This window comes from Nocardia australiensis, from assembly GCF_020733705.1.
Taxonomy (GTDB): Bacteria; Actinomycetota; Actinomycetes; order Mycobacteriales; family Mycobacteriaceae; genus Nocardia; species Nocardia australiensis.
Genome location: NZ_JAJFZM010000011.1, coordinates 1 through 11,421 on the forward strand (window position 1 = coordinate 1; position 11,421 = coordinate 11,421).

Below are 11,421 nucleotides of genomic sequence, written 5' to 3' on the forward strand. Positions count from 1 at the left end.
GTTGTGCATCCCGTGGCGATACGTGAGTGCCCTGGACGAGCGTGGACATCTGCGCGTTCAGCCAGGCTTGCGCATCGGTCTTGCGGTCGAACCCTTTGGCGTGCTCGTTGCCCTGGTCATCGACGTAGCGCGCCCGCCATTTCTTGCCCTTGCCGTGGTTCGCTGACGGCACCTGTTCGCGGGTTGTCGTGCCATCCTCGCTCACGACGGTCACAGTCTTGAACCAGCGCGGCTCAACTCCTGAACGTCGATGGCGACGCGGTGACGTGCTCATCAGGCTGCTGCCTGCGTGCTGGTGAGCCGCTCCCGCTCCTCGATCCAGGCCAGGACGACAGACTTTCGCCACACCCGACGGCGAGCGCTGAGTTTGAAGCTTGCTGGTCCCTGTCCGACGTGTGCCCACCACCGCCAGGTGGCCTCGGGGATACCGGTGAGGGCTTCGCAGTCCTTGGCCCTCAGGTACGTGTCTTCGGTGTTCATCTCGGATTCCTCCCTATGCTGCGGATTGCTGAACGAACGAACTCTGTTGTGGCACAACGGTTTCGCGTGAAACATCACCGTCGCCTGGTGGACCTTCGGTCATCTCGAGGCGGGCGTTTGTGTACTCGGCGCGTTGGTTGATGCGGGCGGCGACGAGTGCCATGACCAGATGGGAACGAGGTGGTGCGTCCTTGTCGGTAGGTCCGACCGGGGTGATACGCAGGTGTGAGGTGTCGGGTTTGACGATGCCGACACGGGCGAGCTCGGAGCGCACGAAGTCGAGGCGATCGGCCTTGTGATCGGGAATCGTTTTGCCCGACCACTTACCCGAGTTCAGGCAGCGTCGACCGGGCAGGCCGAGAGAGTCACGACGGTGCGCGTTGCCCTTGCATTTACCCGGTTGGGTCTTCTCGCTGGCACCCTTGGGGACGATGCCGTAGCGCAACCACACACCACACCGAGGCGAGCACGGAGTGTGTTGCAGCTCGGCGTGGAGCCGGTCGTAATGCACGGCAACGCGGGTCGAGTCGGTCTCGAGGACTTCCCCGATGGACTTGGTGAGGTACTTCGTCAGATACCGGACCTTGATGTCCATTTTGTCGCTGCCGCCCAGGACCTGCACCGCCTTGGACTGACCACCGAACTTGAGGGTGTGAGCCGGTTCGAGGTCGTCGACCGAATCCATCGTCTCCAGCGCGTCGTCCCAGTAAGTCAGCGGCTTACGGGTGCGCGGGTCGGTGAAAGTACCGGCGGTGTAGTCCCACACCGGCATGTTGTCGCTGCCGTACACGGGCTGGTCGAAGTGCGGCCACCAGACATTGACGTAGGTTGCCGCAGTGACCTGATACAGCAGCTGCGAGGAGATCGAACCCCGAATAGCGATGTGCAAGTGCGGGGCACCACGACGCTGCGGTTCCACCGACGCCCAGTACTGCACGTTCCAGCCGACCGCACGGCGAAGGTTCTGCATCCACCGGTCGAACAACTTGGCGAGGTGGATCGTGTCGCGAGCTTGACGGGTGTAGTCGTAGGACTCGGGGTCACGCGGGGAACCGTCGGACACCATCTTGCCGGTCTTCGGGTCGCGGACCTTGTTGATGTGCCCGTAGGACGGCAGCGTGAGGGTGAAGAACGTTGAGGGCCGATACTTGCCGTCCGCGTACGCAGTGCCCACGGTGAGGGCCTTGTTGACCTTCCTACGGGGCAGGTCGGGCACGTCGTCACGACGACGAGTGGACTTGGCTTTGCGGCGGGGCTTGGGGTCCAGCGGCGGGAGTTGTCCACGCACACCCAGTTCCCGCAACTCGATATCGAGGTCGGCCACCAAAGCCTTGATCGCATCCGCGAGTTCATCGTCACCGTCACCGCGTGCGTCGTGGTACTCGTTGAACAGCTCCGCACGAGCAGCCAGGACATCGCGTTGGTCTTGGGTGGGTTCGGTGGTGGTGTCGGCGGGTTCGTGTTCGGTGCACCAGCCATCACGCAGCTGGGTCATGCGCAGGTAGCGGTTCGCTTTAGCACACGCCGGGCAGGTGGTGGCGTTGGTGGACTTACAGGGGGCACCGACGTAGGAGGTGCGGGAGGTGATCGGGTCGAACGCCCGCATAGGAACAACGCGAGCACACACGCCTTCCTTCTCGGCGGCGGATTCGGCGATATCGCTGATATCGGGCATCGCGCGTCGATCGGCAGCGGTTTCCCGCGCGGGGGCGATACCGATAATCGGTGCGGTCATAACGTGTTGTCCCCCTTCCATTTTCGGTGGTCTGGTCGAGTACTGCATGGCTGCGGTTTGCCGGGTGAATGACCCGGAGGCCGGATCAGGGTTGGTGTTCCCGGTCCGGCCTCCGTTGGTCGTGCTGGTTATGCCGCGTCCTTCAGGCCGTTCGACAGGGCGGGGAATTCGGGTGAATCATGTTGGTAGAGAACGATTTCCACTGTTCCGGGGCCGATGACGGCGGCGTCGCAGCCGTGGGCGCCGAAGGTGTTGGCGAGGTGGGTGGTGCGGTTTTCGTAGTCGGCGGGGCAGTGCCCGTCGAGCATCCGAACCCGGACCCGGTCGGCGGTGTCACCGATACGGACCGACAACAAGCGCGGGACTCGGGTAGTGCCGTCCGCAGTGAGGGTGAGGCGGGCGGCGGTCATGAGGCGGGTCCAACGACGCCGGTAGCGATACCAGGCGAGGTAGCGGGCACGAACCGGGGAGATAATCCGCCAGATCATTTCGGTGGCCTCCCTTCGGGTGCGGGTTCGAACAAGGCGAGTTGGTTCCGGCAGGGTTCGTGCAGGTCCTTGCGTTTCGGGCGTGGTTTCCGGATCGACGCTGCTGCCTTCGCAACGATCGGATTCGTTGGATTCGGGTGTCGCGAAACAGGATTCGCAGTGCCGGTCATGGCAGGTCTTCCCAGTCGCGCTTGCCGCCTGTGGCCTGCCGGATTGCGGCTTGTAGCACACCAACTACCGCGATGGCGTCGTCGACGGTCATGGCCAGATGCAGCACAGCGGCGAAGTTGTGTTCTTTGTGCAGGGTCACCTGAATCTGCCGATCCTGGATGGCGTCGGGAAGGTAGTTGGCGAATACCTCGCACGATTCCCGCAGATGCCCACGATCGGCGGCGACCAGTACTCGGTGAAAGTCCATGCCCCGCTCCGGCTTCCAATAGCTGTGTGAGGACTCGTGGCTGTTCATGCCGCCCAGTCCCCACCGTCGTAGTCATCGGTGCCCCAGGCCGGGAGTGTCCCGGTTTCGGCGAACAGGTGAACCGCGACCGTGACGGGGTCGAGGCCACGGGCTTGCAGCTGGCAGCGGCGGCGTGCTTGCAGGTCGATGACGTTGTCGTCGTAACGGTGGCTGGTGTTCATGGCAGGGCCTCGATTTCGAAGATGCCGCACACGATGCAGGTGCGGGAACGGGTGGTTTTGTTGAGCCGCCGCACGGTGACACGACGGTCGGGGAAGGTGTGGCCAGCTTCGGTGCAGCGGGCCAATGCTTGGCAGCCGTCGCAGATGACCTTGTCGCCGTCATAGATCCAGCCGACACCAGCGGATCGAGCGTTGAGGTAGCCGACAGCGTGGTTGGTGGAGTCGAAACAGGTCGACTCGCTGTCGGTTTCGGAGTAGACGTCACCGCAGACGTCGCAGTAGATGACCACATGCACCTCGGTGACGAGCCCGGTTTTCATGCCGCACGCTCCTGGGCGAACGCGTCCAGGTCGACCGGGCGGGGAATCGGCTTGTACTGCGCCACGATCCGGTCCACATCAGCATCGGTGACCATGAACGCCCGAGCCCGCCGGAAACCTGCCTTGCCGTCTTCCTGCACGTAGCACACCCCGGGTCGTCGTGTGCGGTATCTGGTCGCAGTAGGAGCCGCGATTACGGGCACCCTGGCCGTGGATCATGGCTACCTGGGCGGCTTCGTCCATGCGCATCCCGACCCGATACGGAAGCAGCTGCCGTTGCGGCACATTCTCTTTCGACGGATCGATCACTGTCTCGATCACCGAGTACAGCGGTGCGCGTCCCTGTGAGAGCAGCAGACCGTGAGCGCGTTCGAAACGATCCTGCATCTTCGGGGTGGAGAACGCCGACAGAGCGGCCGCTTCATCGATGATCGTGACGACAAGCGGGTTCTCGGGTGTAGGAACGGGTTTGCGGACCTTGCCCCGATAGCGTTGGGTGGCTTCTTGGAGGTCTTTGACGGTCTCTTCCAGGAGTCCGACCATTTCTTCTTCGCCGGTGCAGGCGAACCGGGTGCACAAGGGTTCCAGGAACCCCAGTTCCATGCCGCCCTTCGGGTCGATCACCCGCAAGTCCACCCGACCGGAACGGATCGCCGGACCCATCCCGTTGACCAGCGACCACAACAGACTCGACTTACCCGCACCCATACCGCCAGCAATCAGGATGTGACGGCCCTGGACCGGAACACTCCAGGTCTCGCCATCCTCGAACACACCCGAGGCAACCGCCTCCAAGTCCACATCATCAGCAACCATCAACGGCACCGGGGACGGGTCAGCGAGAGTGTCCGCCACCCTGACCTGGACGCGGATGAATCCGGGAAACGACGACAGCGCAGTCACCTCGGGAACACTGATGTACTGGGCGAACGCGTCCAGAGTGTTCTGATCTGTCCAGTCCGACAGCTTATGGCCGCCACGCATCTGCACGTCCACATCCAGCCCGTGGACGGTGTACTCGACATTCAAGACCGTGGGGAATCCGTCTTTGATCGACCCGAGATTCAGCTCACTCCACAGCATCAACTCTTGCTGGCGATCGCAGAACACCAAGATCGAAGTCTTCAACTCGACCGGTGCCGCAGCCACCCAATCCGCGACCGTCTCCTCACGCGGAACCGGTTTCTGCCGTGACCAGTACGCCATCCGAGCCGCCATACCCACACCACCAGCAATCGCAGCCAGCGGGGGCAACATGGTTGCCAAACTCATGACCGATCCTGCATGTAGGCGCAATATGGGCAGGTGCACTTCTCGGCCGTGACGTCGACGAACGGGATCGGTTCCAGTTCTTGCCCCTCAGCGATCAGGGCGTCAGTCACTGCGGCACGCAGCAGCGAAATCAACGACACCGCAGACTCGACGGGCATAACCAAGTCCGGGCATAGGCCACCAGAGCTGTGCAGGTCGCTGCCACCGAAGGTCACCAGGATCGAATCCTTCGGCGCGATCGGTCCGAACGCCTCACTGTTGAAGCGGACACCCGGCGAGCCGTAACCCGCAATCTTGGTACCACCCACTCGATACTCAACGACGTCATAGATCTCACGCGAGACCCAGTAGCCCTCGCACTTGTGCATAAAATCCATTGCTAATCAACACCTTTCAGGAAGCAGCGACCGGCCGAACCGGGGCCGGACGCGGAGGTTGGAAAGACCGAGCCACACGCACAGGCGGTGCGACAGGCCGGACAGGCATCGGAGGAATCGGAGACTTCACCGGCACCGAGGCAGGCTCCGGGGTCGAGGGTTCAGCGACCACAAGTTCGGCGATCGGAGGTTCAGCGACGACAAGTTCGGCGATCGGAGGTTCGGGGAATGAGGTTTCCGCAGGCACGGAATCCGTTACAGGCTCAGCCGATTCGATCGGAACCGATCGATGAGTGCGCAACAGCACCGCCAGACCATGCGTATCGATCAACAGAGCAGCCGGGGCGATCACCGCCAGGACAGCAGCACCCACACCATGACCAGACACCACAGCGTGAGCGACGTTGCCACCGATCGAAACCGCAGCCCCAGCAACCAGGACACGCTCGAACCACTTCCGGTCATCACTGTCGGCCAACACCAGCAGCGCGATGGTGGCCTGAATGATGGTGCCGTCCACAATGACCGGGAACAGCCACGCCAGCCGTTCAGGAGTACGAGCCTTCACCGCGAGGTCCTGCAACGCCGCGAACGACAACACGAACGCGGCAACACCGATAACCACGACAACGAGAACGGCGGACCAGCGAGCCCACGCCATTCCCTTGGACTGCCGATCCGCCGTGCTCATCGTCACGCCGCCTTGGACTCGGCCACGGACTTCTCGGCGGCAGCCTGTTCGGTGCGGGCATGTTCGGCCGCATCGTGAGCCATCAGCAGTTCCGGCAACCGCTGCGCCAGTTCACGCACGTGATCGATGTCCAGAAACATCGTCGCGTGCGTACTGCTGAGGGTGCTTTCCAGGCCGATCCACACCGTCGCCGGACGGGTGTAACCGTCCTTGGTGGTCGTGGCCGGGTGATAGACAGCGGCGACTCGATCGCAGGACCCCGCCGAGGTGGACATGTGCGACATGGCAATCACGCAGCCTTCGACGCGGCAGGCTGGCTGACCTTCGCACCAGAGTTATCGCCCTTGATACCACCGGCATAGAAATTGAAGCCCTGGTACTTGAACTCACCCTGACCCATCACGCGCGGCTCGGCCAGCAAACCCTCCAGCTCAACCTGACGCATACCCGGCAACACCTCAGGAGTAGAGGGCACCGGCTGAACCTCCGCCAGGAAGATCAGCTGAAAGCTGGCGCGCTTGGAATTTGTCTCCGACGGATCGGTGACCGTGGCCTTCCACATCAGCAGGCCCGTACCGGCGCCGGTCTTCGGATCGAAGTCGTAACGCTGCTCAGGGGCAGCATTACGGTCCTGGTTGTACTTGGTCAGCGGCTCGATCGGACCGACCAGGACCAAGCCCATAGGAAAGGCTTCGGAGTGAGAGATCGGGAAGCGGTAGCCCTTGAGTGCCATTGAAATCAGCTCCTGTATGTCAGTATTGTGGGGGTCCTATATAGGACTAACTTCTATAGGACCATAGAAGATGGCCGTGGATCAAGTCAAGACCTACAGAGGACTTAAGATGAATAGGTCCTCAAGAGGGAGAAGGGATGCAATGCCTGCAAAGTACGAGCTAATCTCTGACGACCTGCGCCGCCGGATCGTTGCGGGGGAGCTACTTCCTGGCACTCGGATACCCGGAGAGGCCGAGCTGATCAAGCGCTACAAGGTCAGCATCCCGACTCTTCGCCAGGCCCTATCCGTTCTCCGCACCGAGGGAATCCTGGAGGCCAAGCATGGTGTCGGCACGTTCGTAAGGACACCGCGTTTGAAAGTCGTTCGCCGCAACGACCGCCACCACCGCGAGAAGGCGATGGTCCATAGCTCGGAGCAGGAACGTCGTCAGAACGGCAGCGCCGAGACCGACACCGGCCATCGAACCGACGAGTTCGCCTTCTCGACGGAGTACGAAACTGGCCCTGCGACCGAACCTGTGGCCAAGGTCTTCGGCGTTCCTGCTGGCACTCAACTGCTTCAGCGAACGTACCGGTCCCGGTTCGTCGACGAAGATGTGCCGTTGAGCACCGGCGTCTCGTACCTCGTCCTGGATACGGTCAGCAAGAATCCCGATCTGCTCGATCCGCGGAACGAGCCGTGGCCGGGCGGAACGATGCACCAACTATCCACACTGGGTATCGAAGTCGACCAGGTCGTCGAAGACATAACGACACGACTGCCTTCGCCCGAAGAAATCGATCAGCTTGGATTGCTTCCTGGCACAGCCGTTTTCGCAGTGCGCAAGACAATGCGGGACATCAACGGGCAGGTTGTCGAGTTCAGCGACTTTGTTCTCCCCGGCGATCGGCACCGACTGATCTACACAACGCAACTGGAACGGTGGACATGATCAACGACTCCAACTTGGTCCCGCAAACATCCGAGCCGCTGCAATTCGTGACCGATCTGCTCGGTGACATCGCGAAGCCGAATCCGGACCTCCGCACCATTACCGACCCCCGGGAGGCAGCACAGGCCGTTGCCCTGGAAACTCGCTCGCGAATTGCGGCCGTCCTGGACAAGTTTGGCGGGACACCAGCTGTGTTGCTGAGCGGCGGCGTCGATTCCATCTATGTTGCCGCAGTTGCAGTCGAGCTCGGTGCCAAGCCCGTGGCGATCACCATCGTGACCGAGGGGCAAACCGATGAAGCAAACGCGGCTGCCGCTGCCTCCGTCCTGGGGCTACGGCACGACGTCATCCGTTTGAACGTCAACGAGGTCAGCGACCTATCGCGCGAAGTGATGCGCCGTCTCGACACGTCTGAGCTCTGGGAAGTCACTGCTGGCATTCCATTACTCGCGGCCCGTCGGAGCTTTGACGCGATCGCAGATCTAGGTGCAATCCTCAGCGGCAGCGGTGCCGATGCCATCCTCGGCGGTGGCCGGAAGCTCACTTACCCGGTGTCCTCTTCTGAGGCACGGACCGAAATCGACCAGCTGATTCGCACCGAGTCAGCTGCGAACTTCCGCTACGAACGTCTGGTCCCAGACTTCTATCCAGCTCTGTTAGACCAGTACGCCGATCGGCTGATTCATGTCTTCCAGACCGTCCGGTGGTGGCAAATCGCCGAATGCTTCGCCCCGACAGCGCTTTTCGGTGAGCACAACGGGCGCATGACTGACAAACTCGCACTTCGGACGGCGTGTGACGCTCAACTTCCCGAGGGAGCAAAACATCTGGCCTGGGCGGCAAAGGCCCCAATCCAACGTTCATCTGGGCTCATGTCCGTGTTGGCGACAGCAGCCCGTACCTACGCCGCAAACCTGCCTGGTGCTCGGACGTACGCCGATCCCATCATGGAGGATGCCGAAGCTGTGGCCACTCGGCTATATCTATCCATCCTGAAATCATGATTGCATGAAACATGAGCGCCCCGGCGATCACGGCAGCACTGATCAAGACGATGCCGTAGTCGACCGGGGCCTTTGTTTTGCTCCGGCGATGTTTCGCCATCTCCCACCGCCTCCTTCCTCGGCGCGATGCGGCTTGGACCAGCTGCCAAACCGCCCCTGAGCTGGAGGTGGCCCCAACGCCGAGCATCGGCAGTCGAATGATTTGAGCTACCGCGACACTGTTCGTGCCCCAGCTGCGCAGCTCCCGCACAATCACCGCCCAGCCCCATCACTGCCGAACCGTCCAGACCCAGCCGGACACTCACCACGAACACGCGGCAGGGACAGGCAGCTACACACTGTCGAGCAGTTCGCCAGCGCCCGTCACTTCACGGAGTGGTTGCTGAATTTCGCTATATAGAGTCAAGAGCGCCTGCGGCGGCGCGTGCGCGCCACCGCCGCGCTACGGTCCTAAGCTCTGTTCCGCCGCCGGACCGGCGCGTCGGCGGCACCCACGCGCTATCGGCAGTCGCCGGTCTCCTGGATTGCTCAGCGCGGCATCGACCCGAGCTGTGGACGTGGCAGGACGTGTGCCCGGCAGCGAGTTGCTGAACGGATCACCGAACTCCGATCGGCCGGCACTCTGCCCGATCGGCGGCTACCAGCGCGGCGACTCTCATACGGTGCTGCCGCACGAGCTCCGCTCGCTTGCCTCCCAAAAGCCAGCCTGCCGGACCTGCGTAGGTGGTCACCGAGCCGTCATCAGTCTGCGGAAAAGGCCCGGCACTCTGCCCAATCGCCAAGCCGCTCACCAGGTGCGACTGAATTGCTGAACGGAATTCGTTGGCTCGGTCGGCTGGCGGTTGTCCGGTTCGAGGGTCTTCGAGAAACCCGGGATCGTCGCTTTGGGTGGGTGGTTCGCAGGGCGGGGGCCGAAGCCCCCAATCGGGTGGGTCACATGGCAGTCGAGCATGTCCCGGAACTCGGCGGTGGGTAGGTGAACCAGCAGCGGTTGCAGTAGTCGCCGGGTCGGTGCGGAGCTGGTGGGCAGGCCAGCAGGGCAGCTCTCAGTCGTGGTGGGCGGTGTGGCCGACGTAGCCGCATCCCCGGTTCCTTTTCGGTCGAGGTGGTCTGACTGATCTGAGGGCTATCACGGCTGCGGCGGGCATCAAGGGCGCCTACGGCGTCACTACGTGATGGGACAAGCCCACCCTTGACGCCCACCACAGCCGTGATCGAGACGCCCTCAGTCAGACCCCCTCGACCGAAAAGGAACCGAAAATGCTCAGCTACGTCGGCCACACCGCCCACTACGACTGCGAGAACTGCCTTCGTCCTGCCCACCAGCTCCGCACCGACTACGGCGACTACTGCAACCGCTGCTGGTTCACCTACAAGGTCACCACCGCCGAGTTCCAGGACATGCTCGACCGCTACATGTGACCCACTCGATTGGGGGCTTCGGCCCCTTTTCGCCCTGCTTGCTTGGCATACGGATAGCGACCTTCGGCCGCTTGGTCTCGTCGTTACGAGGCATCCACAGTGCTCAGCCCCGCCACCAAGTTCAGGGCAGTTCCGATGTGTGCGCAACCCAACCAGGACAGGGCCAACCGTGGTCAAGGCATGGGAAAGGCCGGTTGGGATGTCCCGACCGGCCTTGTCCGCAATCCGTCCGCAGTAGGCGCGGACCCACCCATATCCAGCCAACGATGCCAACGGCAAAACCCGCAGGTCAAGCGCTTGATCCGATTGCAGCCGTCACCTACAAACGTCCTGCACGCAGTTCGAGCTGTACTTCGACGTGTAAGTCGTATTGGGGGCTTGACCTGCGGCTGAGCATCTAACCCTGGTCCTCCGTCCGCAGTTCATCCGCAGTAGCAGTACCCGAGTCCATCCGTTCCGCGATCACCTCACCGATTGCGGTTCGGGTGGACTCGTCCGCGTCCGGCCACAGGTGCCCGTAGGTGTCGAGCGTGGTCTTGGCGCTGGCGTGGCGGAGGCGGACTTGCACGGTCTTGATGTCCGCCTTCTTGGAGATGAGCAGCGACGCGAAGTAGTGCCGGAAGTCGTGGAAGCTGAACTCCTCGGGCAATGACTGCACCTTGCCCGCGTTCCGCACCGCACGGAGGGCGCGATCGATGTGCCAGGGTGGCGCAGGGTTGCCCATGCCATCGGTCACCATGTGTTCGCCAGGCCACTTCTTAACTGACGCCGACAGCAGCAACGCCAGTTCCCTCGGTATCGGTATCGGTGTCTGGCTCGCGTCGGTCTTGAGCGGTTCGTCCTTCCATTGCTGCTTGGGGTTCACCACGCCCCGCATGAGGTCGATATCGGCGACCTTGAGCGCGGACACCTCAGCGACCCGAAGACCGGCGAATGCACCGAGCAGAACGGACGCCTGTAGGTGCTTCGGGAACGCATCGTAGATCGCCCAAACCTGTTGCGTTGTAGCGACATACGGCTTCTGCTTGCCCATCGGGGGCGCGGTTCGGCGCGAGCATGGGTTGCGGACCAGTAGGCCCTCATGCACTGCGTCGCTCATGATCTGCGAGAGGCGCGAATGCACGGCGTAGACGTAGCTCGGCTCACGCTTCTCAGTCTTCAGTTTTGCTACCCAAGACTTCACCGAGGATGGCCGGACGGCAGCCAAGGGCACCATACCGAACTCATGCGTGATCAGCTTGATATGAACCTTGGCTTGCCGAACGGTCGAGTCACGATGAACTGCGTAGCCCTGAATCCAGAGATCGCACCACTCTTGCATGGTCA

Annotated in this window: 15 protein-coding genes and 1 pseudogene; 3 read left to right on the forward strand and 13 right to left on the reverse strand. The window is 62.3% G+C overall.

Annotated features, from left to right (window positions below; all coding sequences use genetic code 11):
* From LKE06_RS27060 to LKE06_RS27115, 12 genes and pseudogenes are all read right to left on the reverse strand, one after another.
* Positions 1–205 (reverse strand): annotated as a pseudogene (locus LKE06_RS27060) (site-specific integrase); the annotation flags it as partial.
* A 68-nt stretch (positions 206–273) separates the two neighbouring features.
* Positions 274–480: a helix-turn-helix transcriptional regulator gene (locus LKE06_RS27065; protein ID WP_228002194.1), complete on the reverse strand. Its 207-nt coding sequence runs from the start codon at positions 478–480 to the stop codon at positions 274–276.
* 13 nt (positions 481–493) lie between these two features.
* Positions 494–2,215: a replication initiator gene (locus LKE06_RS27070; protein WP_228002195.1), complete on the reverse strand. Its 1,722-nt coding sequence runs from the start codon at positions 2,213–2,215 to the stop codon at positions 494–496.
* 128 nt (positions 2,216–2,343) lie between these two features.
* Positions 2,344–2,703 (reverse strand): hypothetical protein, encoded by a 360-nt coding sequence (locus LKE06_RS27075; protein ID WP_228002196.1) that lies wholly within the window; start codon positions 2,701–2,703, stop codon positions 2,344–2,346.
* A 166-nt stretch (positions 2,704–2,869) separates the two neighbouring features.
* On the reverse strand, positions 2,870–3,169 hold the full coding sequence (locus tag LKE06_RS27080) for a hypothetical protein (RefSeq protein WP_228002197.1): 300 nt from the start codon (positions 3,167–3,169) through the stop codon (positions 2,870–2,872).
* On the reverse strand, positions 3,166–3,342 hold the full coding sequence (locus LKE06_RS27085; RefSeq protein WP_228002198.1) for a hypothetical protein: 177 nt from the start codon (positions 3,340–3,342) through the stop codon (positions 3,166–3,168). The genes LKE06_RS27080 and LKE06_RS27085 overlap by 4 nt, the downstream gene beginning before the upstream one ends.
* A complete protein-coding gene (locus tag LKE06_RS27090; protein ID WP_228002199.1) occupies positions 3,339–3,662 on the reverse strand; it encodes a hypothetical protein in 324 nt (107 codons plus the stop codon). The genes LKE06_RS27085 and LKE06_RS27090 overlap by 4 nt, the downstream gene beginning before the upstream one ends.
* A gap of 78 nt (positions 3,663–3,740) precedes the next feature.
* Positions 3,741–4,934, reverse strand: coding sequence for an FtsK/SpoIIIE domain-containing protein (locus tag LKE06_RS27095; protein ID WP_228002200.1), 1,194 nt, complete (start codon positions 4,932–4,934; stop codon positions 3,741–3,743).
* A complete protein-coding gene (locus LKE06_RS27100) occupies positions 4,931–5,311 on the reverse strand; it encodes a hypothetical protein (RefSeq protein ID WP_228002201.1) in 381 nt (126 codons plus the stop codon). Before LKE06_RS27100 ends, LKE06_RS27095 begins: the two co-directional genes overlap by 4 nt.
* Positions 5,312–5,327: 16 nt before the next feature.
* Positions 5,328–6,002 (reverse strand): DUF2637 domain-containing protein, encoded by a 675-nt coding sequence (locus tag LKE06_RS27105; RefSeq protein WP_228002202.1) that lies wholly within the window; start codon positions 6,000–6,002, stop codon positions 5,328–5,330.
* A gap of 2 nt (positions 6,003–6,004) precedes the next feature.
* Positions 6,005–6,277: a hypothetical protein gene (locus LKE06_RS27110; protein ID WP_228002203.1), complete on the reverse strand. Its 273-nt coding sequence runs from the start codon at positions 6,275–6,277 to the stop codon at positions 6,005–6,007.
* Between the two features lie 14 nt (positions 6,278–6,291).
* Positions 6,292–6,735 (reverse strand): hypothetical protein, encoded by a 444-nt coding sequence (locus tag LKE06_RS27115; RefSeq protein WP_228002204.1) that lies wholly within the window; start codon positions 6,733–6,735, stop codon positions 6,292–6,294.
* A gap of 70 nt (positions 6,736–6,805) precedes the next feature.
* Here LKE06_RS27115 and LKE06_RS27120 point away from each other — a divergent pair, with 70 nt between their 5' ends.
* The 3 genes from LKE06_RS27120 (at position 6,806) to LKE06_RS27130 (ending at position 10,095) form a co-directional block, all read left to right on the forward strand.
* A complete protein-coding gene (locus LKE06_RS27120; RefSeq protein WP_228002205.1) occupies positions 6,806–7,669 on the forward strand; it encodes a GntR family transcriptional regulator in 864 nt (287 codons plus the stop codon).
* A 47-nt stretch (positions 7,670–7,716) separates the two neighbouring features.
* A complete protein-coding gene (locus tag LKE06_RS27125; protein ID WP_228002206.1) occupies positions 7,717–8,673 on the forward strand; it encodes an asparagine synthase-related protein in 957 nt (318 codons plus the stop codon).
* Between the two features lie 1,260 nt (positions 8,674–9,933).
* Complete coding sequence (locus LKE06_RS27130) at positions 9,934–10,095, forward strand: hypothetical protein (protein ID WP_228000954.1); 162 nt, start codon at positions 9,934–9,936, stop codon at positions 10,093–10,095.
* A 397-nt stretch (positions 10,096–10,492) separates the two neighbouring features.
* On the opposite strand, the gene LKE06_RS27135 is transcribed toward LKE06_RS27130, so the two are convergent.
* A partial coding sequence (locus LKE06_RS27135; protein WP_228002207.1) for a tyrosine-type recombinase/integrase occupies positions 10,493–11,421 on the reverse strand: 929 nt, incomplete at its 5' end.